Source organism: Henriciella litoralis (assembly GCF_002088935.1).
GTDB classification, from domain to species: Bacteria; Pseudomonadota; Alphaproteobacteria; order Caulobacterales; family Hyphomonadaceae; genus Henriciella; species Henriciella litoralis.
Map to the genome: position 1 here is coordinate 2,046,998 of NZ_NCSS01000006.1, position 22,850 is coordinate 2,069,847.

Sequence of the window (22,850 nt, forward strand, 5' to 3'; positions counted from 1 at the left end):
CTCATCAGGCCGGCTTCGCCTTGCCCAGCACCCAATTGAAAGGCTTGATCTCGACCGTTTCGAACAGACCGGCCTTCGCGTAAGGGTCTTCGGCAAACCAGTCCTTTGCGGCCTGCAGGCTCTCGAACTCGACCACAAAGGCAGAGCCGGCGAACGTCTCACCATCATCAGCAAAAACCGGCCCTGCCATCAGCACTTTGTCAGCGTGCAATTTGGCCCATTCAAGGTGTGCTGGGCGATTATCCATCCGCACTGAAAGGCTGCCTGCCTTGTCGCGCGCATTCATCAGAAACTGTGGCATCTGTTCAGGGTCCTTCCTGTGTAAACGGGCGGTCGAGCAACATTTTCATCGCCCCGTCCAGGCTCGTCCGCTCGGCAAGAATATCGTCCACGGCCGCGCAGATCGGCATGCTCACGCCATGGCGGTCTGCGAGAGCAATCAGGGCCGGCGCCGTCGCGACGCCTTCGGTGACAGAGTTTCGCTCCGCCAGAATATCGCTCGCCTTGCGCCCTTCGCCGAGCGCCTTGCCAAAGCTCATATTGCGCGACTGCACAGACGAGCAGGTCAGCACCAGGTCTCCAAGCCCGCATAGACCGCCCAGAGTTTTGGCTTGCCCACCAAGCGCGACGGCGAGGCGCGTCATCTCTGCAAAACCGCGTGCGATCAGCGCCGCATGCGCAGACTTGCCCAGTTGCAGGCCTTCGACCGCGCCGCACGCAATCGCCAGGACATTCTTCACCGCGCCGCCAATTTCCGCCCCGATCAGGTCATTTGACCAGTAGGGCCGGAAGGTCGGTCGGCCGATCGCGGTCATCAGCGCCTCACCGAGCGCCTTGTCGGCGCAGGCGAGGGTCACTGCTGTTGGCAAACCGCGCGCGACATCAGCGGCAAAGCTTGGCCCGGAGAGGACCGCAGGCGTTGCCTGAGGCAAGGTCTCATGCACCACATCAGTCATCAGATTGAGCGTCGACTTCTCGATGCCTTTTGAGCAGAGCACCACAGGCGTCCCGGGTGCGATATGCTCTGCCAGCTGCGTGAAGACCGACCGCGCATGCTGCGCCGGCACGACCGACAGGATCGCATCCATACCGGCGAGGCACGACAGGTCGTCGGATGCGGATATTGCAGGCAGGTCTATGCCCGGCAGGAAATCCGGATTGCCCTCGCCGCTATCAAGCGCGCGCGCAACATGCGGCTCGCGCGCCCAGACGCACACATCGCGCCCGGCCTTCTGCGCCGTATAGGCAAGCGCTGTGCCCCAGGCACCTGCCCCGAGTACGCCTATCTTCTGCATGACACCTCACAGGCTTCGCGAAACCATTCGCTGAAGAATTCGTTGATCATTCAGACATTATCCTTATCGTGTGAAGCCATGAGCGAAAAAACAGATACCCGCGAACAGATTCTGGAAGCGGCCATGAACCGTATCAAACACTACGGCTATGGCAAAACAACCATGTCGGAGATTGCCAAGGACTGCTGCATGTCCGCCGGCAATATTTACAGGTTCTTCGGTTCCAAGATCGACATCGCCGAAGCGATGGCGCGCCAGTTCAATGCTGAACTCTATCAGACATATTCGGAGATCGCCCGGGGATCCGAATCGCCGCCCGCCCGGCTGCGCAAGATATTCCATCACGGGTTAAGCCAGACATACGACGCCATTAAACGGGAAGCCAAGATCCTCGAAGTCGCTGAAGTGCTTGGGGAAGAACGCCCGCTTTTCATGAATGAGGGCCTCGCCCAGGAGCGAATTTACCTTTGCATGATCCTGGAGGACGGGGTCGAGCAAGGCGTCTTCGCGCCGATTGCCGACTGTAATTACACCGCCGAGATGATTCAGTCCGGATTGATGAAATATCGCTTCCCGCAGCTGTTTTCCCGCCTCACCCTCGTCAAACTGCAACGCGAGCTGAACGGCGTCCTCGACATCATGATTGCCGGGCTTCAGCGCGGGGTTGAACGAACGCCCGAAAATGAATGCTGAATATTTTTCAAATTATTCATTGATTATAATTTAGGTCGATGCTATATCCTTGATCACGGGGCAGACGAGCGTGCCTGCCACCGAAGCTTGAAGGATATAAAAAATGAGCTTTTCCTCCCTAGAAACCCGTCAGGGCATCTTCGCCGCGCTAATCAGCATCCCATTGTCGCTCGGCATGACCGGGCTGGTCCTGCTAACGAGCGGCATGGTCATCTAACCGCAGCTGCGGCCATGACCCCGATCAATAAAAAGCCCCGCACAGCGCATCGCTGGCGGGGCTTTTCTCATTTCGGATCGCCTGTATCGGTATTTATTCGACGGTCACGGATTTCGCGAGATTTCGCGGTTGATCGACGTCGGTGCCTTTCTCGACCGCCACATGATAGGCCAGCAGTTGCACCGGCACCGAATAAAGGATCGGCGCTATGAAGGGGTCACAATCGGGCAATTCAATCCGGTGGGCTGGCGCATCCGCCGCGGCACGAATACCCGCCGCATCGGAAATCAGGATGACCTCACCCCGGCGAGCGGCAACTTCCTGCAGATTTGAAAGCGACTTATCAAACAGCCCGTCAAATGGCGCCACGAAGACAACCGGCGTTTCTTCATCAATCAAGGCGATAGGCCCATGCTTCAGCTCGCCTGATGCATACCCCTCGGCGTGAATATAACTGATCTCCTTCAGCTTCAGCGCGCCTTCAAGGGCGATCGGATAATGCACACCGCGCCCCAGATAGATGACGTCTGTCGCCTTCGCGATATCGCGCGCGAGCCGGGCAATGGACTCGTCGAGAAGAAGCGTCGTCGAGATCAGACGCGGCAGCTCCGTCAGGGCGCGTGACAGACGAATTTCGGCATCGCGAGACATGGTCCCGCGCGCCCGCCCTGCCGCAATCGCGACGGCGGCCAATGCCGATAGCTGCGCCGTAAATGCCTTGGTCGAGGCAACGCCAATCTCAGGGCCGGCCAAGGTCGGCAGGACAAGGTCAGCCTCACGCGCGATCGAGGAGGTCGGCACATTGACGACGGCCGCCGTCTTCAGGCCTTTTTCCTTACAATATCGAAGCGCCGCCAGCGTATCAGCGGTTTCGCCAGACTGGCTGACGAACAGCGCCAGGCCGCCTGTCTTCGGCAAGGCTGGCTCACGATACCGGAATTCAGACGCGATATCTGTTTTAACCGGCAGACCCGCCACCTGCTCAAACCAGTATTCTGCCACACGCGTCGCATAGTGCGCCGTGCCGCAGGCAATCATTTGCAGGCTCGTGATCTCCGACCAGTCAATCGCAGCTGCGCCCTCGCCCGGCAGCTCCACCGTCTGCTTCAGCACGTTCACATAAGCGCCGATCGTGCGAGCTGTTGAGTCAGGCTGCTCGAAGATTTCCTTCTGCATGAAGTGGCGATAATTGCCCTTCTCCACGGCAGCGCCGGCGCCCTGCACCAGCGTGACCGGGCGCGTCACTTCGGCATTCTTCTTATCAAAGATCCGGTAGCTCTCGCGGCTGAGGACGCACCAGTCGCCCTCTTCGAGATAGACGACCCGGTTGGTGAAAGGCGCAACTGCCAGTGCATCAGACCCGAGGAACATCTCTCCTTCGCCGATCCCGATGGCCAATGGCGAACCTTTCCGCGCGCCGATCAGCATGTCCGGGCGACCCTCGAAGAGAAATGCCAGCGCGAATGCGCCTTCCAGTCGGCCAAGGCCCGCCTGCACGGCTTCGATTTCACTCATCCCCGACTTCATGTTCGCCGCAATCAGGTGCGCGATCGTTTCAGTGTCGGTTTCTGTCTGGAAGGTATGGCCCTTGGCTTCCAGCTCGTGGCGAAGCTCACGGAAGTTTTCGATGATCCCGTTGTGAACCACGGCCACAGGGCCGGACACATGCGGGTGCGCATTGGCTTGCGTCGGCAAGCCGTGGGTGGCCCATCTGGTATGGCCGATGCCCTGATCGCCCGTGACCGGGTCTGACGCCAGTGCCTCATCAAGGTTCTTCAGCTTGCCCGGCGCCCGGCGGCGTTGCATCGCGCCGTCAGCATCGAGTGTTGCGATGCCCGCGCTGTCATAACCGCGATACTCAAGACGCTTCAGCGCCTCGATAATTCGCGGGGCTGCGGGTTCGCTTCCGAGAATTCCGATAATTCCGCACATGGGTGACGTCTCACTTTATTCGCTCTTCGATTCCAGCCTCTAGGAAACACAAATGCATTACGTCATTGCAAATAGGATTGCGGAATATGACAGGCACGCCCCGAACACAGTGCATCTGGCATGGTAAACCCCGAATTTAGCTGCATTTTCGCCCCGGATTAAGGGTTTGATTGCCCTCTTATTGTAAGCCAGTCTGGAAGCGCTGCTAACCTTGGCAGCCATATGTGAAGTATGGCATCCCGCTCTGATGCCCTGGGAGAGACACTGAATGTCGCGCAAATATTTTGGCACCGATGGTATTCGTGGCACCGCGAACACACCGCCCATGACCCCCGAAATTGCGATGCGGCTCGGCATGGCTGCCGGGAAGTATTTCAGACGCGGCGGCTCGCGGCGACATTCGGTCGTCATCGGCAAGGACACGCGTCTGTCGGGCTATATGATTGAGCCGGCCCTGGTCGCCGGTTTCACATCAGTCGGGATGGATGTGACCCTGTTCGGCCCCCTGCCAACGCCGGGCGTCGCCATGATGACCCGTTCGCTCCGCGCCGATCTCGGCGTCATGATCTCCGCCAGCCATAATGCGTTTGAGGATAACGGACTGAAGCTGTTCGGGCCTGACGGCTTCAAACTGTCGGACGATATCGAGCTTGAGATCGAAAGCCGTATGGACCGCGCGCTGGATGACAAACTCGCCAGCCCCGCGGAGCTTGGCCGGACGCGCCGGGTCGATGATGCGCAGGCGCGTTATGTCGAGATCGTCAAAGCCACATTCCCACGTGGCATGCGCCTTTCCGGCGTTCGCGTCTGTATCGATTGCGCAAACGGGGCAGCCTACAAGGTGGCACCCGCTGCCCTTTATGAGCTCGGCGCAGAAGTCTTCCCGATCGGCGTCTCACCAGACGGGTTCAATATCAACCACGAGGTCGGCAGCACAGACACGCTCGCCTTGCGCGAAGCGGTCAAAAAGTACCGCGCCGATATCGGCATTGCACTCGACGGTGATGCGGATCGCTGCATTCTGGTCGATGAAACCGGCGAAGAGATCGACGGTGACCAGCTCATTGGCCTGATCGCCACTCACTGGAAAAAGGCCGACCTTCTGGCCCGCGACGGCGTCGTGACCACGGTCATGTCCAATCTGGGCCTCGAAAACTATCTCAAATCCCTCGACCTGACGCTCGAGCGCACAAAGGTCGGTGATCGCTATGTCGTTGAGCGGATGCGCGACGGCGGCTTCAATCTTGGCGGCGAACAATCGGGCCATATCGTTCTTTCAGATCACGCGACCACCGGTGATGGCCTCATCGCTGCGTTGCAGACGCTTGCCGTCATGGTCGACAGCGACCGACCCCTCTCGCAGATCGCACGCGTGTTTGAGCCTGTCCCTCAAAAGCTGGTGAATGTGCGCTACGCATCTGGCGCGCCGCTTGATGATGCGAACGTGATGGAAACGATTTCAGCCGTCGAAAAACGTCTCGGCGCGTCCGGCCGTCTCGTCATCCGCAAATCCGGGACAGAACCCCTGATCCGCGTCATGGCGGAGGCTGAAGACGCGTCAGATATGGAACAAGCGGTCAATGATGTCGCCGACGCCGTACGCGCGGCAACATAGTTAACAAATCATCTAGCCTAAGCCTTGCAATGCTCAAGACGACTGACCCGTTTTGAGAGAGGATGACATGGCAAATTCATTTCCAATCGTCGCACTGACGTCCGGCGGACCGCATGCGTGGATCATGATCAACGCCCTGCAGGAACGCTTCGGCGCCTTTCCTGTGATCGTTGAGGAAGGCGAATCTTCCGAGGTTCTGTGGAAACGCCGCCGCAAGATGCTGGGCCCGCTGAAAGTCGCGAGCATGCAGGCCGCGCGCCTTCCGATCAAACTTACAAAACGCGGCACACATGGCATCATCGAAGGCATTGTGGCACGTGAAGAGCTTCGCCCCGAACCGGCCGATGGCACTGAAATTCACAATGTCCCGTCCGTCAATTCGGATATCTGTCGCCACCTGCTGGCAAAGTTCTCGCCGCGCGCCGTCTTCGTCGTCTCGACCCGAATGATCGGCAAGAAAACGCTGAACAGTGTCGATGCGCCTTTCATCAATTATCATTCCGGCATCAACCCGGCCTATCGTGGCATGTTTGGCGGCTATTTTGCGCTCGCCAATGGCGAACCGGAGAATTTCGGCGCAACTGTCCACCTCATCGATGAAGGCGTTGACACAGGCGAGATCCTCTACCAGTCGAAAGTCGAAGTCGCGCCTGAGGACAATTTCCATACCTATCTGTGGCGCATGGCCGCCGGCAGCCGCGACATCGTCATCAAGGCGATGGACGACGCGCTCAATGGCAAGCTCGCGCCGACAAAGGTCAACTTGCCATCACGCCAATGGTTCGCGCCAACGCTTGGCGGATATGTCTGGACGGGCCTTCGCCGCGGCGTCTGGTAAGTTTCAGGCCTGAAGGGCGCTCTGCATTTTGGCGCTTCGTTCAAGCATTGCCGCCAGATGATGCAGGCGCCCGGAAATGACCTCTCGCCAATTGCCCTCTGTCGGAACGGCATGTCGCACGAGATAGGGCGCCGTGTCCGGCGGAAGGCCTGTTCCGTCCTCCATGACATAGCGGCCATCCCACAGGCCATCAGACCAGCGCGCCTGAACCGCGCCCGGGTCGCGTCCAATCAGTAGTCCGCCGCTCGTCTTCTGAAGCCAGGCCCCGCCGAGCGTGAAGCGGTGCCCCGTGGCCATGGCGTCAAATTCTGCCAAGGCGGCCACGAGCTTTGACTGTTCGACGGGCGTATCGCCGCCTGACGCGGCAAGGACGACCGTCGAAACAAGCCGCAATACTGAAGATTGTCGTTCCGGCATCGACTGGATCTGAACAAGCCCAGCCGCATCAACTGCAACGTGCCGGCGAATATCATCCGCGAGCTTTCGATCCTCAAGCGCGCGTAGCACTGCCGCATCATCGATAATATTTGCCAGGGCGTGCCTCGAAGTCAGGCTGCGAAGGTCGCGCCGGACCCGACCACGCTCGTACGACACGCTGTCATTCGAAGGATCGGTGAACCAGACGATCTTGTTCTCTGTCAGCCAGCTTTGAATCTCGCTCCGGCGATGGCCCAGCAAGGGCCGCGCAAGGGTCAGCCCCCGACCCTCCGGCCAGACGGGCGAGACCGACAGAGGCGAAGGGGCTGCGGCGCGCGTGAGGCTTGAGCCACGGCGCAGCCGCATCAGGAAGGTTTCCTCAACATCGGACCGCGTATGCCCGATGAATAAAAGCCCGGCGCCTGCCTCCCGTGCGGCGGTCGCAAGCAGTCGATGGCGGGCCTGGCGGGCCTCGCTCTGGCTCGTTGGCGGTACAGCACAGGCGAGCAGCCGCGCCTCAAGCCCCAACTCATTAGCCAGCTTGCAGACATGATCCGCCTCTGCTGCCGACTCAGCCCGCATCCGATGATCCACCGTCAGCACGACGAGTTTTCTGGAACGCGCGCTCGCCCAGCGATGCGCCAGCAGCATCAGCCCCAGCGAGTCGCTGCCACCTGAAACGGCAATGGCGACAGGGCCATCAGACCCGGTCGCCATATCGTCGATCAGTTCAGGAATATGCTCGATTAGCTGTCGCAACCTGCCCGGCTGCGTTCGAGGGAAGCGAGGTTTTTCGTGACGCCGGAAGCGTTCGGATATTGCTGCGGCAGGATATCGAGCGCGTTGCACGCTTTCTCGGTCTCACCGATCAGGCGCATTGAGCGCGACAGTTTTACAAGCGCGTCAGGCGCGCGCGCATTGTCCGGATATTCGCGCAGCATCTGGGTATAGGCTTCACCGGAGGCATCATAGGCTTCCTGCTGGAACAGCGTCTCAGCCAGCCAGTACTGTGCCTCTCCGGCCTGTGGGTCATCGGCGAAGCGGTCAAGAAATTCGCGGAACGCATCTTCGGCGCCGGCATAATCAAATTGCAGAAGGCGAGATTTCGCCGCCGCAAAGAGGGGGCCGGCTTCGCCCGGCAAATTGCTGGCCCGAAGTGTGCCGAGCGAGCCCTGATAGTCCGGATTGCCGTCTGCCTCGGCGCTCGATGCACTCGACACAATACGGCGGCCTGACGACGAGGACGAAGATGAGGACGTTCTCTCGCGAAGCGCAGGCGTGTCATCCGCTTCGGTCTCTTCTGGCAGGTCAATCGAAACATCGCTGCCAGACAGGGCCTGCATGATCCGGTCGATATCACTTTCTAGCCCGGCGACCCGCGACTTAAGCTCGGCATTTTCGTCCGAGAGGCTGGAGAGCTCTTCGCCGATCTGCGCGTCATCGGCTTGCAGCCGCTCGGCCTCGTCACGTGATTCTGACAGCAGGAACTGCAGCGTTTCGACCTTGCCGTTCAATTGCGCGATCTGCTCTTCGAGCCGACCTAGATCGACATTCATCCGGGCATTTTGCTGCCTGACCTCGGTGAGCGTGCTGGCGACGTCCGAACTTGTAACGCCCCGCGTGACGGGCGCGCGTTGCTGGGACTGCGCCATCGGCGTGGCAATCAAGCTGAAAGCAAGAAGGGCAAAGCCCGGGACCAGTCGGTTCATGTAAGACTTACTCCACAAGATCGTAATCGTTCCAGTCTGTGTATACGAAAAAGCCGGGGCCAAAATATGGCGCCCGGCTCAAATCATTGCAGGAGCGTATCAACCTAGCTGGTTGCGCCGCCCATGATCTGGGTGAAACCGTTACGGTTAAGGGCCCAGGCTGCCTCGTTTGACTCGACCGCGATTGGACGCTCCTTGCCATACGAAACTGTTTCGATGCGCGATGGGCTGATGCCCAGCGAAACGAGATAGTCTTTCACAACCGACGCGCGGCGTTCGCCAAGCGCAAGGTTATATTCCCGCGTGCCGCGCTCGTCGCAATTGCCGGCGACGAGGATGTTCACGTTCGGATATTGCTGAAGCCATGCGGCCTGACGCTGCAGGATTTCCTGATCGTCGGCATCGATACGGTACTGGTCGAGATCGAAGTAGACGCGGTCACCAACGTTGACCTTGAAGTCTTCGATCGAGCCTGCCGTTGGACCGGCAGTGTAAACGCGCTCTGGTTGCTCAACTGTTTCACGAACCGGTTCGCGAGGCGCCGTGTCGACGACTTCAACAGGGGCCGCGCTCTGCGGTGGAGCTTTTGGTTTGGATGCACAGGCTGCTGCCCCGAAGAGAAGGGCGATAGACGCTGTGGCTAGGACAGTACGACGCATTGATAACTCCTTGCTATGGCCGCTTGGCCGACGCTTTAAACCTTGATTTTGTCAACATCGTGGCCTGCGAATCGTTCCGAATCTTTTTGACGGGAGTCGACCGCGGTCCTGAAAATGCTGTTTTTATTGTGATTTTAATTCAGGAGCGGAGACCATGCCGGATCAGACGCCGATGTTGGCGTCGGGATCTGCCTTAGATTCCGACCGGTCAGGTCGACCGACCAGAGCTGTGGGCTCGCACCGGGTGAGCTCTCGCGGAAGAAGGTGATAACACGGCCATTCGGCGACCATTCCGGGCCTTCATCCAGATAGGATTCTGTCAGGATACGTTCGCCTTTCCCATCGGTGCCAATCACGCCAATGCTGAACCGGCCACGCGACTGTTTCGTGAAAGCGATCAGGTCACCGCGCGGGCTCCAGACGGGCGTCGAATACCGGCCCGAACCGAACGTGATCCGGCAGGCTGTATCGCGTCCACCCGACGGACAGGTCAGCGAGGAGCCATCGGTGTTCATGATGTAGAGCTGCGGACTGCCGCCGCGGTCAGAGTTGAAGACGATCTGACGCCCATCGGGCGACATGGACGGCGATGTATCGATCGCGGGGTGATCGGTCAGGCGCCGGGTCTGCTGGGTGACCAGATCCCTCATATAGATATCCGAATTGCCGCCATTGGCCTGCGTCAGCAAGACAGACTGGCCGTCTTTCGTGAAGCGCGGCGCGAAGGTCATATTGCTGAAATTGCCGAGCACTTCCTGGCGACCATTCTCAATGTCGAAGAGGTACACCCGTGGCCGGTTGTTCTCATACGACATGTAGGTGATCTTCTGGTTCGACGGGGAAAAGCGCGGCGTCAGCACCGTGAATGTGCCGGACGTCAGATATTTCACGTTCGCGCCATCGGAATCCATGATGGCCAGGCGCTTGGTCCGCGCGTCCTTGGGTCCGGATTCAGCGATATAGACAATGCGCGAGTCGAAATATGGGTCTTCACCGGTGAGGCGCGTATAGATCGTATCCGCGATCTTGTGCGCAATGCGGCGCCAGTCTTCAGGCTTTGCTGTAAAGCGGCGACCGGCTTGGCCTTCCAGGCGCATCACCTGCTCGCCATACACATCCCAAAGCCGCACTGAAGCGCGAATGAACTCGACACCCTCGACCGTCACCCGGTCCACTTCGCCAACGACCAGCGCGTCGGTCTGGATAATCTTCCAGTCGGCAAAGCGCGGTTGGGTATTGATCGAAAGATCGCGCTGAATATAGGCGCTTTGCGGCGTGATCGTGAACAGGCCGGTCGACAGAAGATCGTTCTGAACGACGGCAGTTATGTCTGCAGCAAGCTGCCGGTCACCGCCAACCGCTTCGAAGACCGGGATCGCGATGGGGGTTGGCTTCAGCGTGCCTTCAGAGATGTTGACGGTGATCTGCGCGTGCGCAGCCTGCACCATCAACACGAATGCACCGACCAGGGCAGTGGCAATCGATTTCAGCATATTTGGCTCCTCGCCTCGTCTAGAACTATCTGCCCGAAAATCTCGGACCCAGATTGATGTTTGTTTCTTTCCAAAGGTCGTAATCATCGCGCGGCAGGCGGAAAGGTTCGCACTTGCGCACGGCCAATAGCGCGCGATCAATCGCGACACCCATGGCGCGGTCCCCGATCGGGCGCCGGCTCGGCTGAACCAGCTGCACCGTGATCAGATTGCCTTCTGCGTCCAGTTTTGCCTTCAGGCTGACATTCAGACGCTCAGGCTCTGGCAGGTCGAGCACATTGCCCCAGCACGGAACGATCTGGTTGAACAGCAATTGCTCGATGCGAACCGTATTCGCCGTTCGCTCGCCTGCACCCTTGCGGGTTTCCTGCGCATCTGACGCCTCATCCGGCTTCTTCCGGTCAGATCGCGCTTGCTGGGTCCGCTTCTTGGTTTCGCGTTCGCTATCAAAAGTGGACTCATTGGACTTCAGGAAGTCGTCCAGCGGATTCGACTTGGGCTTGGGATTAGGAGTCTTGGGCTGCTCGGGCTTCGGGTCTTCGGGCTTCGGCTTTTCTTCTTCCTTCGGCGCTTCCTTATCGAGCTCCGGAATCACGTCGTCTTCCTGCTCCGGGGGCGGGGCCTCGGTTGCTGTTTCGATATCGTCTTCGGGAATATCCCGCTCGTCCGGTTCATCCTCGACCGGAAGCTCTTCTTCCGGCTCTTCTGGTTCCTCCGGAACCGGCTCTTCCTCTGGCTCTTCGACAGCTTGAGGCGTCACAATCGGCGCGACATTCGTCATCTCACCAACATCGACCAGCTCGACAGGCACGACCACGAACTCGCTATCCACGACCGTCGTGCCGACATAGGGCCAGACGATATAGCCCGCGCCGATCACAGCAGCGTGAAGCAGAATGGAGGCTGGAGCGCCGCGAATCATGGGCCTATTGCTGTCCTTCTGTCTGCGAATCTGTGACGAGCGCAATATTGCGATAGCCAGCGCGCTGCATGCGCGTCATCACGCCCATCACCTGACCGTAATTCACGCCCTCATCAGCCCGCAGATAGATGCGCTCTTCATAGCCTTCGCCAGCGATTGCATAGAGCGTCGACACCAGCTCATCTGGCGCAACTTCCGTCTCCTGAATGTAGATTTTTCCGCTCACATCCAGCGACACAGACAAGGGCTGCGATTGCGGCGCGCTCAGATTGTCCGCCGACGCTTTCGGTAGCGAAACCTCAACGCCGGTCGTCAAAAGCGGCGCGGTGATCATGAACACGATTAGCAGAACGAGCATGACATCGACAAATGGCGTTACGTTAATTTCAGCCGCGAGGCTGCGGCGTCCGCGTCCTCGACCTGAAGGTCCAGCTGCCCAACCACCTGCCATGACCTATGCCCTCGGCTCGGTTGCGCGGCGCGAGAGGCGCACCAGCAAGTCTTGCGAGAACGTGTCGAGACGGTCTGCGAACTGGTTCAGGTCGCCGGTAAACTTGTTATAGAAGATGACCGCCGGGATCGCCGCAATCAGGCCAAGGCCGGTCGCAAACAGTGCTTCGGCAATCGGGCCTGCGACGTTGGTCAGGCTGGTATCCTGCTTTTCGGAAATGTTGATGAAGGCATTCATGATGCCCCACACCGTCCCGAAAAGACCAATAAAGGGTGACGATGACCCGATGGTCGCCAGAACACCGAGCCCCTTGCTGACCCGGCCGACTTCGCGGTCGACCCCGGCGCGCAGGGATCGTTCGGCGCGATCAACCAGGATCGTGGGGGACTGTCCGGCCGGCAGGCGCCGCGACTCGTTCCATTCACGGGAAATTGACGCAAACAGGCGAGAGGCCGCATCACTGCTGCCGGCGCCCGGGCGCCCATCAAGCTCGTCGGACCGTCCGGCCCAGAACGCGTCTTCAAATGCCTTGGCTTTCTTGCGTGCGCTGCTGACGGAGAACAGCTTTTCAATAATCACCGACCAGGACCAAAGGCTCGCAATAAAGAGCACGATAAGGACCAGCTTCACGACCAGATCGGCCTCAAGAAGAAGCCCTAGAAGGGAAAAGCCGCTTTCAGTGGCCGCCGGAGAGAGTGCTTCGCTTTCCATGAAATTCCTCTAAGTCTCAGCAGCCGTCGCTGCAGGGTTTCGCAAGCCAAAAAGGGCCCACGTCGGTCACGCTGTCCCCATATCCTATGGAAATCAGGCGGAAACTTGACGCAAGCCGCGTTCTTCGCAGCGCGGAACCGTTGATCTGTTTTGGTTAAGGCTTCGTCAGCCAGACGTATAATGGGGTCACTCGGCGTGCGGCTTGAAGACAAAACCCTTCAGTTGCTCGACAACTTCGGGGATTGGACGTCGCGGGCGCCCGTCCGCATGGATCATCACCGCGGTAACCTGCGCTTCGGCAATGATATCTCCATCTCGCAGAGCGGCCTGTTCAAAAATAACGCGAGCGCCCTTGGTGCCCACATAGCGGGACCTGATGACAAGTTGGTCATCGATCCTGGCGGCGCGGCGATAGTCCACATTCACATTGGTCAGCGTGAAAGCCGCTGGGTCCTCACGATCAAGAAGCGAGGTGTGCGAAACGCCCGCATCGCGCAGGAATTCAGACCGGCCCCGCTCAAAGAAGCGCAGATAATTGGCGTGGTAGACCATGCCCGTGAAGTCGGTGTCCTCATAATAGACACGCACCATCAGCACATGCTGATTTTGGGCATCAAACGGAGAAGACGACGTCGCAGTCATGAGGGTTTAGTGCCGGAAATGGCGCATGCCGGTGAACACCATGGCGATGCCCGCCTCATCGGCCGCCTTGATGACTTCGTCATCGCGAATTGACCCGCCCGGCTGGATCACCGCCGTTGCGCCAGCAGACGCCGCCTGCAGCAAACCGTCCGCAAACGGGAAGAACGCGTCGGACGCGGCAACGCATCCCTTCGTCTTCGGCTCGTCCCAGCCAGCAACTTCGGCCGCATCTTCAGCCTTGCGTGCAGCAATTCGCGCAGAATCGATCCGGCTCATCTGGCCTGCGCCGATGCCGACTGTCGCCTGATCCTTGGCATAGACGATCGTGTTCGACTTCACATGCTTGGCCACGCGCCAGGCAAAAATCAGGTCTTTCAGCTCCTGCTCGGTCGGGGCCTTCTCCGTCACAACGCGCAAATCGTCCTCTGAGACGCGTCCAAAGTCCCGGTCCTGCACCAGAAGGCCTCCAGCGACAGATTTCAGCACACGCCCCGGCGTGGTCGGGTCAGGAATGCCATTTGTCAGCAGAAGTCGAAGGTTCTTCTTCTTTGCAAACACTGCCATTGCGCCTTCATCAGCGCCCGGCGCGATAACAACTTCGGTGAAGATCTTCGTGATCTCTTCGGCTGTTTCCTCATCGAGCAAGCGGTTGAGCGCAACGATGCCGCCAAATGCCGATGTGGAGTCGCACTCAAGCGCCGCCCTGTAGGCTTCGATCGGACTGTCGCCCATCGCAACGCCGCACGGATTGGCGTGCTTGATGATCGCGACGGCCGGCGTCTCCTCGCCCAGCTCACCGATCAGTTCAAACGCGGCATCGGTGTCATTGATGTTGTTGTAGGACAGTTCCTTGCCCTGCACCTGGCGCGCATTGGCGACACCTGGCCGCTTCGAGCCGGTCGTATAGAAGGCTGCAGACTGATGCGGGTTCTCGCCATAGCGGAGGCTTTGGGCCAGCCGTCCGCCAAACCCGGCCCAGTCCGGCGTGGTTTCTTCCAGCTGTTCGGCGTACCAGCCCGATATGGCCGCATCATAGGCGGCTGTGCGCGCATAGGTCTTTGCCGCAAGCTGACGGCTCAGTTTTCGGGAAACCTCACCTTCATGCTGGTCCATCTCTGCAAGGGCCTGGCCTATATCACCGGCATCGGTACAGACAGCCACTGAGTCGCCATTCTTCGCCGCCGCGCGCAACATGGCGGGGCCGCCAATGTCGATATTCTCGATACAGGTCTCGAAGTCTGCGCCCGACGCAACTGTGGCCTCGAACGGGTAGAGATTGATGTAGACCAGATCGATCGGAAGAATGTCGTGGCGTTCAGCGTCCTTGCGATGGCTTTCGATGTCGCGCCGGAACAGCAGGCCACCATGCACAGCCGGGTGCAGCGTCTTCACGCGGCCATCCATCATTTCCGGATAACCTGTGAGGTCAGCCACGTCGCGAACCTCAAGGCCCGCCTCTTTGAGTGTGCGGGCAGAGCCGCCGGTGGAAACCAGTTCGACGCCATGCGAGGCGAGCCTCTGTGCAAACTCGGCCAGTCCATCCTTGTCGGATACAGACAAAAGGGCGCGGCGGACCTTGAAACGCTCGGACATGCAGGGCTCGACTTTCTAGATAGTGTGACGGGTTCTGATTGCCGTACCACGGCGCCCGATCAGGTCAACCAGACAGGCTGTTTCAGTCTGGCACGTGACGCGGGCGGTACTCCGGAACAAGCTGCGACAATACCTTGATGGCTTCCTCACGCCGCCGGTTCTGCGCGTGATCCAGCAGTTCGGTGATCTTCTCGGAAAAATCATTCGCGACGATCTGTTTGGACGCCACCTTGTAAATGCCCTCAATGCCGATCGAGTGAACTTCTTCATGGTTGTAAGTCAGCATTTCGTGCATCTTCTCCCCCGCCCTCAAGCCGGTTGTGCGGATCTCGATGTCCCGGCCCGGCACCAGCCCCTTGAGGCGGATCATCGCCTCAGCCAGGGACTTGATGCGCACGGGCTCGCCCATGTCGAGCACATAAAGGGAGGCCGTGCTCGGCGCGCCATTGTGCGTTGCCGATTGCAGGACCAGCGCCGAGGCTTCTTCGACCGTCATAAAGTAGCGCGTCACATCAGCATGCGTCAGCGTCACCGGTCCGCCCTTCGCGATCTGACGCTCGAACAGCGGCACGACCGAGCCCGATGAGCCAAGCACATTGCCGAAACGGACCATGGAGACAGCAAGATTGGACCCATGCGCCTGATGCGTCATTGCCAGTTCAGCGAGACGCTTTGTGGCGCCCATCACATTGTCGGGATTAACGGCCTTGTCTGTCGATACAAAAACCAGCTTCTCGACATCTGTCGCAATGGCTGCCTTCGCGGTCTTCAGCGCACCCCCGACATTTGTCAGGATCGCTTCGCAGACATTGTGCTCCATCAGGGGCACATGTTTGAGCGCAGCGGCGTGAATGATGACGTCGGGCCGGATTTCTTCAATCGCCCGCCTAACCCGAAGTTCGTCACGAACATCACCAAGTTCAGAGCGGATCCGGACATTGGGAAAATCTGCCCGGAGCGACAGATCAGCCTCGTAGAGGTTATACTCGGAGGAATCGAAAAGCGTGAGCGACCCTGGATTCATCGCGGCGCACTGGCGCGCCAGCTCTGACCCGATTGTGCCACCACCGCCGGTCACGAAAACCCGCGAGCCCTCGATCAGTCGTGCAACGGGCGCATCATCCAGCACCCGCTCGCGGCGCTTGAGCAAATCCGCAGGGCGCACCGGCATCATCCCGCTGCCGTCATTGCCGGCATCCAGCGTCATGACTTCGGTCTTGCGGTTCGCCGCCTCTTCGAGGATCTGCACCATATATTGACGCTCGCGCGCTGCGCCAGACACCGCGACAAGCGGGGTCTTGCCATAGCGAAGCGTCAGCAGATCAAGGACCTTGCCCAGGTCTTCAAGTCCGCCCATTACCGGCACGCCGCGGATGGCACGGCCGAATTCAGCGCCATCCGGTTCCAGCAGGCCAAGAATGCGAACCTTGGCGCCTTCATCATCCTGATTGAGTGTTTTGAGAATCAAAGGCGCTTCGGTGGCCTTCGCTATCAGCAGCGACATCGGGGCATCGGGCCGCGTGCGGGAGAAAAAGATCTGCAGCGGCCGGCGGGTAGACCGCCCAAGCGCGACCATGCGGCCGGCAAAGATGATGGCCATCCACAGAATGTCGGCCAGTAACAGCGATGACCGGGGAAAGCCCACCAGCCTGTTCCACAGAAACATGACCGGCAGAAACATCAGGGTCGCCAGCATCACAGCCTGCACGATTTTGACGGCGTCCGCCCAGCCAGCATGGCGCCAGACCTGCTTGTGGACCTGGAGAAGGAAGAAGGCGAGGAAAGCGACGCTGGTGAACAACCCGGTCGCGACAAAGCCGGACCAGAGCGCATAAGGCGGCGCGCCACCGGTCGCGAGCCAGCGACCGGAAATGGCAATCGCCATCGCCACGCCAGCAGCGATCGTATCAAAGCCAAGCGTAATCGCCATGGCCCGGCGGGCTTCGTCACGTGGCGTCAAGCAGGCTCATCCTTCAAAAATGCCCAGCGGATACAGTTCGGCGGATTTGTGCCGTCGCTATCGGCATCCGCATGGCCACTGAGTACGATTTGGGCGCTTTTCTCAATAACGCCCCGTCCCAAATATACCGTCTTTTCCAGTTTTGCACCCGGATGACTGGTTTTGAACCTCCACTGCTCGCCAGTGTCCGTTTCCAGCTTGATGCATTTATCACCCATGACCGGCGTAACTGTCGGGTGCAAGTGAAACCTAACGGCGAACTTGAAGGTTTCGCCGCGCGGTGCCGGCCCTTGGGAGACCGGCCGGGCGAGGGAATCCTCGCCGGTCAACCGCCGCCCATCTCCCGACATGAAAAGCCGGCGGCGATGAAGCAGTCCGAATGGCGGCTTGTATCCAGCGTGCTGGGCATCGAGCCAGATTTCATCTGCTTCTTCCAGCCGTTTGGCGAAAATACCATCCGGGCCGTCAGGAAAGGTCAGGCCCGTTTCTTCATTCCTGTGAAACGGCGCGGAATCCTCGCCCGCAATGATCAAGGTCGAATGCGCACTGGTCCGACGCACCGCAGCGCGCCAGTCAATATCAACCTCTGGGCTAAACCCGCACGATGTCACGATCCGCGAGGCACCGGACTGAAGCTCAAACCCCAGCGCCCCGGCATGCGCGCCGTCGCCGAAAGGCTCCTGCGGCGCGGGTCCAGCATCCAGCATCAGGCAGGTTCCGCCCTTCACAAGCTTATGAAAGCCCGACTTGGGCGCAACCATGAACCGCCGGGTCGGCGTTTCCAGCTTTTTGAGCGCTGCAGTCACGGTTTCAGGCAGGTTTTCATCGCTGTCATTGAAGACCGGCATTGCGCCATCACCGCAGCGGAAAAATCCGACCATCCCGCCCAGACGTCCGATCCATGAGCTGATAAACCCGGGCACTGGCCGATGAGAGCGCTCAATGGCGTCGCGGACCACATAGAGATCAAGCAAGGCGCCGAGGCCCCGCGATGGCGCCCGTGTTGCATGGCCCCCATCCGGCAGGATCTGCGCCGTGCACTCATTCTCCAGCCGCTCAAGCGCTTCGTCATACCCCTCCCCGTTTTTCAGACAGAGGCTATCGAGCACCATCACGCAGATTAGCTTCCATCGCGCGGTGAAATCCGAGCAGTCATCCTTCATCGCTTCGAGGTGGCGCAGTTGTCGCCCAAGCGATTCAAGACGATTATGGATTTCCGGCTCGCTGCCCTGTTCGAACAGGGGCGCGCCGCACAGCATCCAGTTCCACACCCGGTCTGCGGCGCAGCCTGTCCGCCAGGCAAACCCGTTGAACCGGCCGAAATTCGCGATCCAGTCATCGACAAGAAAACGCGCGCGCTCAGCCCCCGCTTCGCCTTGGGCAAACACGTCGGCAAGCCAGCCGAACCGATGGACGCGGTCGGCAAAATGACGAGACGGCAGCGGAGCTGTCCAGGGCGGAAGGCCTTCAAGCATCTCAATCTTGTCGGCGCCGATGCGCCAGATATCGCGAAGAAGGCTTTCGCCCCGCATCAAATCGGGCGGCGCGGCGGCGGCTGGATAGAAAGCAAATTTGTCCGGCGTCGCGCCAGCAATTTTCAGTCGATGGATCGGACTGGCTTCGGCCTCTTCGCCGCTACGGCCGGAGAGACGCGCCCAAAGCTCCATATCCTCTTCGGGGGTCCGACGCGGCGGTTGTGTCGATTTGGCGTAGTCGACTGGCATAATGTGCCTGACACTCGATCTTCAGTTGGAGGCACCACCGCGAAGTGCGGCAATGTTCCCAGCATATTCACCGGGACCGCCCCTGAATACTGCCGATCCCGCTACGATCGCAGACACGCCAGCATCAATGGCTCTGGGGGCCGTTGCAGGATTGAGGCCACCATCCACTTCGAGAATGATATCCCGGCCCGTTTCGTCGATCTTGCGACGGAACATCTCGATCTTGCGCAGCTGGCTCTCGATGAAGCTCTGCCCGCCAAATCCCGGATTGACCGACATCACCAGGATCATGTCGATATCGTCGATAATCGGATCAACCACATCTGCTGGCGTGCCCGGATTGATAGCCACGCCGGGCTTCATACCTGCCGCGCGTATCGCCTGAAGCGTCCGGTGAATATGTGGGCCCGCTTCCGGGTGCACGGTCAAAATGTCTGCGCCGGCCTTGGCAAAATCCTCGATAAAAGGATCAACCGGCGACATCATCAGATGCACATCGAAAGGCTTCTTCGAGTGCGGACGCAGCTTTTCGATGACAGGTGGGCCAAAGGTCAGATTGGGCACGAAATGACCGTCCATGACGTCGACATGGATCATGTCGGCGCCAGCCTCGTCAATCGCCCGGATTTCTTCGCCCAGTTTCGCAAAATCTGCAGACAGGATCGAAGGAGAAATAAGCACGTCACGCATGCCTGTTGCGTAAAACCAATCTGCCGCAAGCACAAGGCTCGCGGCAGAGGATGTCAGCAGACCGGCTGCATGACGTTCGGAATCATTGAGGCCAGTCTAGTACTGGGCTGGCGATACGGTAACCCGGTCGGCATTGTAGGTCACATTCACCCGATTGCCCGGATACATATAGATATCCGCGCCCTGGACGATTTCTGCGACCTCGCCGGAATCAAAGCGGATCGTGTAGGCGAAGCCGCGACGTGTATTCGCGCCTTTGCCAAGTTCGTTACCGGCAAGCCCGCCGAGAACCGCGCCGCCAACTGCGCCAGCTGTTTGCGCCTTGTCGCCGCCGCCGAGCTCAGATCCGGCAAGCCCGCCGAGAACCGCACCGGTCGCAGCGCCCAGAATTGATTTATCTGGCCGGATGGTCACTTCGCGGACGGCCGTGATCGTGCCTTGCCTCACGGTCGATGCATAACCGACGGAGTTCGAGTTAACGGTGTTCGCGCCATACGTACCTGCACAGCCAGCCAGGGTCAGCGTGAGCGCGGCGAATGCGCCAGCGATCATCCTGCTCGGCGCTTTGAGTGTCATTACAGACGTCATGAGGTGCTCCTTTGCACATTGGACCTAGTCATTATCCAGAGGTCCCGCTGAACCGTATATGAATTGCTCAGGGCTTTTTTATGGCCGGTGCAAATCAAGGGGGTTCAGCGCGTCAGGCCTTCCGACGCAGACGGGAGATAAAGAAGGAGTCGTGCACGAATTCCCCCGATGGCAGGGTCAGAAGATCGCCATCCCCGCTGAGGCCATCCGCGAACACACCAACCTCATCGGCCGAAATCGGCTCGCGCTCAATCTTGCCCTCAGCAAGCACCGCATCGACGACATCAAGGCCTTCGGATTTGAGCGGCGTACAGACGCAATAGACGATCAGCCCGCCCGGCTTCACCAGTTCAGCGGCTTTCGACAACAGACGCTTTTGCACATCAGGAAAGCGCGCAATATCGTCCGGCTGCTTGATCCAGGCGCCTTCCGGGTGACGGCGAAGCGTGCCGAGCGCGGAGCACGGCGCGTCGAGCAGGACATGATCTGCCAGCGTCTCAGGCGTCCAGGTCTCGACTTTTCCGGTGATCACCTCAACATTCTCAGTCAGCCCGGTGCGTTCAAGGTTCTCGGTCACGCGTGTGAGGCGGGCCGCAGACCGGTCAATCGCGGTTACTTTTGCGCCAGTTGCCGCCAATTGCATGGTTTTGCCGCCCGGCGCCGCACAAAGATCAAACACAGTGTCCGACGCACCGACGCCCAATAGCTGCGCCGGCAGGACCGCTGCAGCGTCCTGCACCCACCAGTCTCCGGCCTCAAAGCCCTCAAGCGCGCTGATATCACCTGTGCCGACCCGAACCGTAACCTGCCCGATCCGTTCGCCATCCATCGCCTCTGCCAGTGCATCGGCGGCGTCTGGCGTACGGGCGGTCAGGTCGAGCTCAGGCTCGGTCATCTGCACTTTTGCAAGTCGTGTGGCGGTCTCGACGCCAAGGCTGGTCATCATCGCAACCGTCAGCCAGTCTGGCCAGACGCTGGTCGCCGGAATGCTATCGAAGCGCTCCCGGCTGGAGACAACCTTCCGCAGCACCGCATTCAAAAATCCAGCCGCAGACTTGCCTCGCGCCCACTGCTTGGCAGCATCCACCGTTTCACTGACAACCGCGTGCGGCGGGGTTTCCATCAGCCAGCTTTGCGCCGCGCCGACGCGCAATAAAGCGCGGGCGGGCGGAGACGCTGTCTCAATCGGCCGGTTCAGCAGCGGGGCAAGGCCCTTGTCGATACGGCCGAGCTGGCGCAGCGCCGCGCTCGCCATCGCGCGGGCAAAGCCGCGGTCCGGGCCTGACAGGCCGCCATAGATTTCAGAGGTCGCCATCGCCTCATCCAGCGTGCGGCGATTATCGAGCGTTTCTATTAAGAGGTCTGCCGCCGCCTGGCGTGATCTTGCACCACTCATCCCCACGGGCCACGCGTGCCGACGGTTTCAGGATAGAGGCGTTCTGGTGGCTCTACATTCATTTCTTCACCCAGCTTGCGCAGCGCCTCGATGCGATTGGCCGTCGCCGGGTGCGTCGAAAACAGTTTGTCACCCTGGCGCCCGGCAAGCGGGTTCATGATATAGACATGCGCCATGGCGGGGCTGGCTTCGGCGCGCTGGTTCAGCGTCGCGCGGGCACCCCGGTCAATTTTCTCAAGCGCGGAGGCGAGCCAGTACGGATTGCCGCAAATCTCAGCGCCGCGCCGATCCGCTTCATATTCACGCGACCGGCTGATCGCCATCTGCACGAGACCTGCCGCCATCGGCGCGAAAATCATGATTGCAATCGCGCCAATAATCCCGCCGCGCTCACGATTGCCAAAGAACAGCGCGAAATTGGCCAGCATGCCGATCGCACCGGCGAGGGTCGCGGTTACTGTCATGGTCAACGTATCGCGGTGCTGAACGTGCGCCAGCTCATGCGCCATCACGCCGGAGACTTCCTCGCGGGTCAGCGTGCTGAGCAGTCCGGCTGTTGCGGCCACGGCGGCATTGTTGGGGTTGCGCCCCGTCGCAAAGGCATTCGGCTGCGGTGTATCAATAATGTAGATGCGCGGATGCGGCATGCCGGCATGCTCTGCCAGGGCGCGAGTATCGTTCGCAAACGTCCTGTAGACCGGCGACTTCTCATCTGCGGTAATCTCACGGGCCCCCTGCATGCGAAGGACGATCTTGTCGGCATTCCACCAGGAAAAAACGTTCAGCCCGAACGCGATGACAAAAGCGATCCCCATACCGATGGCGCCGCCGACCAGATAACCGATCGCCATGAAAAGCGCGGTCATGACTGCCAGCAAAATGAAAGTCTTCATCGTTCCCACGAATATCACTCCTTGATAGTGAGGGGCTTCGTTTTAATCTTTCGCAGGCGATTATATGGAAAGCATTAACGCTTGTGGGAAGAACGCACCACAAGCATGACAGAATTATCATGACAAAAGACATCCCCCCAGCCGCTCAGCGCGCCCTTGAAGAGGCTGAAAGCCGCCGCGCCGAACAACTCGCCCACGAAAAGCGTCTTGAAGCCGAGCGTGAGACCGAAACGGGTGGCCCACGCAAAATTGAGCCGACCCGCTTTGGTGACTGGGAGCGCAAAGGCATCACTTACGACTTCTAGTCAGGCCCCGCACGTGCAATCGCGGGCCTGGATTCGCGCCTCAGGTTAACCCGTTTGCATCTGGCCGCGCAGAGGCGTTTACTGGTGATTGGCCCCGCACTTGCTGC

The 22,850-nt window shown here is 59.7% G+C and carries 22 protein-coding genes; 4 read left to right on the top strand and 18 right to left on the bottom strand.

The features are described 5' to 3' along the window. Window positions 1–4 precede the first annotated feature (4 nt). The gene (locus tag B8783_RS13490; protein WP_084420622.1) at window positions 5–301 is read right to left on the bottom strand and encodes a YciI family protein; all 297 of its coding nucleotides are present in this window, start codon (window positions 299–301) and stop codon (window positions 5–7) included. Between the two features lie 4 nt (window positions 302–305). Then, window positions 306–1,295: an NAD(P)H-dependent glycerol-3-phosphate dehydrogenase gene (locus B8783_RS13495; protein WP_084420623.1), complete on the bottom strand. Its 990-nt coding sequence runs from the start codon at window positions 1,293–1,295 to the stop codon at window positions 306–308. A 42-nt stretch (window positions 1,296–1,337) separates the two neighbouring features. Between B8783_RS13495 and B8783_RS13500 the strand changes: the two genes are divergently transcribed. Next, window positions 1,338–1,988, top strand: a complete 651-nt coding sequence (locus B8783_RS13500; protein ID WP_233355795.1) for a TetR/AcrR family transcriptional regulator — start codon at window positions 1,338–1,340, stop codon at window positions 1,986–1,988. A 310-nt stretch (window positions 1,989–2,298) separates the two neighbouring features. Here the strand turns inward: B8783_RS13500 and glmS are convergent, their stop codons facing one another. Beyond that, entirely contained in the window at window positions 2,299–4,137 is a 1,839-nt protein-coding gene (gene glmS, locus B8783_RS13505; RefSeq protein WP_084420625.1) for a glutamine--fructose-6-phosphate transaminase (isomerizing), read from the bottom strand. Window positions 4,138–4,405: 268 nt separating this feature from the next. On the opposite strand from glmS, the gene glmM reads away from it, so the two are divergent. Further along, entirely contained in the window at window positions 4,406–5,752 is a 1,347-nt protein-coding gene (glmM, locus tag B8783_RS13510; RefSeq protein WP_084420626.1) for a phosphoglucosamine mutase, read from the top strand. Window positions 5,753–5,819: 67 nt separating this feature from the next. Continuing rightward, window positions 5,820–6,590, top strand: coding sequence for a formyl transferase (locus tag B8783_RS13515; RefSeq protein ID WP_084420627.1), 771 nt, complete (start codon window positions 5,820–5,822; stop codon window positions 6,588–6,590). A gap of 3 nt (window positions 6,591–6,593) precedes the next feature. On the opposite strand, the gene tilS is transcribed toward B8783_RS13515, so the two are convergent. The 15 genes from tilS to htpX form a co-directional block, all read right to left on the bottom strand. Further along, entirely contained in the window at window positions 6,594–7,766 is a 1,173-nt protein-coding gene (tilS, locus tag B8783_RS13520; protein WP_084420628.1) for a tRNA lysidine(34) synthetase TilS, read from the bottom strand. Beyond that, window positions 7,754–8,716, bottom strand: coding sequence for a tol-pal system protein YbgF (gene ybgF / locus B8783_RS13525; protein ID WP_084420629.1), 963 nt, complete (start codon window positions 8,714–8,716; stop codon window positions 7,754–7,756). Before ybgF ends, tilS begins: the two co-directional genes overlap by 13 nt. A 104-nt stretch (window positions 8,717–8,820) precedes the next feature. Next, the gene (pal, locus tag B8783_RS13530; RefSeq protein WP_084420630.1) at window positions 8,821–9,375 is read right to left on the bottom strand and encodes a peptidoglycan-associated lipoprotein Pal; all 555 of its coding nucleotides are present in this window, start codon (window positions 9,373–9,375) and stop codon (window positions 8,821–8,823) included. 134 nt (window positions 9,376–9,509) lie between these two features. Then, on the bottom strand, window positions 9,510–10,868 hold the full coding sequence (gene tolB, locus B8783_RS13535) for a Tol-Pal system beta propeller repeat protein TolB (protein ID WP_084420631.1): 1,359 nt from the start codon (window positions 10,866–10,868) through the stop codon (window positions 9,510–9,512). Window positions 10,869–10,893: 25 nt separating this feature from the next. After that, window positions 10,894–11,790, bottom strand: coding sequence for a hypothetical protein (locus B8783_RS13540; RefSeq protein WP_084420632.1), 897 nt, complete (start codon window positions 11,788–11,790; stop codon window positions 10,894–10,896). A 4-nt stretch (window positions 11,791–11,794) separates the two neighbouring features. Beyond that, on the bottom strand, window positions 11,795–12,241 hold the full coding sequence (locus B8783_RS13545; protein ID WP_084420633.1) for an ExbD/TolR family protein: 447 nt from the start codon (window positions 12,239–12,241) through the stop codon (window positions 11,795–11,797). Between the two features lie 3 nt (window positions 12,242–12,244). After that, window positions 12,245–12,952, bottom strand: coding sequence for a protein TolQ (gene tolQ, locus B8783_RS13550; RefSeq protein WP_084420634.1), 708 nt, complete (start codon window positions 12,950–12,952; stop codon window positions 12,245–12,247). Between the two features lie 186 nt (window positions 12,953–13,138). Further along, window positions 13,139–13,594, bottom strand: a complete 456-nt coding sequence (locus B8783_RS13555) for a YbgC/FadM family acyl-CoA thioesterase (RefSeq protein ID WP_084420635.1) — start codon at window positions 13,592–13,594, stop codon at window positions 13,139–13,141. A 6-nt stretch (window positions 13,595–13,600) separates the two neighbouring features. Beyond that, window positions 13,601–15,187: a bifunctional phosphoribosylaminoimidazolecarboxamide formyltransferase/IMP cyclohydrolase gene (purH, locus tag B8783_RS13560; RefSeq protein WP_084420636.1), complete on the bottom strand. Its 1,587-nt coding sequence runs from the start codon at window positions 15,185–15,187 to the stop codon at window positions 13,601–13,603. Window positions 15,188–15,269: 82 nt separating this feature from the next. Further along, window positions 15,270–17,147, bottom strand: a complete 1,878-nt coding sequence (locus B8783_RS13565) for a polysaccharide biosynthesis protein (protein WP_084420637.1) — start codon at window positions 17,145–17,147, stop codon at window positions 15,270–15,272. Further along, the gene (locus tag B8783_RS13570) at window positions 17,144–18,871 is read right to left on the bottom strand and encodes a heparinase II/III family protein (protein ID WP_233355796.1); all 1,728 of its coding nucleotides are present in this window, start codon (window positions 18,869–18,871) and stop codon (window positions 17,144–17,146) included. The genes B8783_RS13565 and B8783_RS13570 overlap by 4 nt, the downstream gene beginning before the upstream one ends. 21 nt (window positions 18,872–18,892) lie before the next feature. Further along, complete coding sequence (rpe, locus tag B8783_RS13575) at window positions 18,893–19,561, bottom strand: ribulose-phosphate 3-epimerase (RefSeq protein WP_084420639.1); 669 nt, start codon at window positions 19,559–19,561, stop codon at window positions 18,893–18,895. Window positions 19,562–19,657: 96 nt separating this feature from the next. Next, window positions 19,658–20,149 carry an outer membrane lipoprotein gene (locus B8783_RS13580; protein ID WP_084420640.1) on the bottom strand — a complete coding sequence of 164 codons (492 nt, stop codon included), beginning with the start codon at window positions 20,147–20,149 and terminating at the stop codon, window positions 19,658–19,660. A 112-nt stretch (window positions 20,150–20,261) separates the two neighbouring features. Beyond that, a complete protein-coding gene (locus tag B8783_RS13585) occupies window positions 20,262–21,545 on the bottom strand; it encodes an RsmB/NOP family class I SAM-dependent RNA methyltransferase (protein WP_084420641.1) in 1,284 nt (427 codons plus the stop codon). Then, a complete protein-coding gene (gene htpX / locus B8783_RS13590; RefSeq protein WP_139792370.1) occupies window positions 21,542–22,447 on the bottom strand; it encodes a zinc metalloprotease HtpX in 906 nt (301 codons plus the stop codon). Before htpX ends, B8783_RS13585 begins: the two co-directional genes overlap by 4 nt. 110 nt (window positions 22,448–22,557) lie before the next feature. Between htpX and B8783_RS13595 the strand changes: the two genes are divergently transcribed. Then, entirely contained in the window at window positions 22,558–22,743 is a 186-nt protein-coding gene (locus tag B8783_RS13595) for a DUF1674 domain-containing protein (protein ID WP_084420643.1), read from the top strand. The last annotated feature ends 107 nt before the right edge of the window (window positions 22,744–22,850 follow it).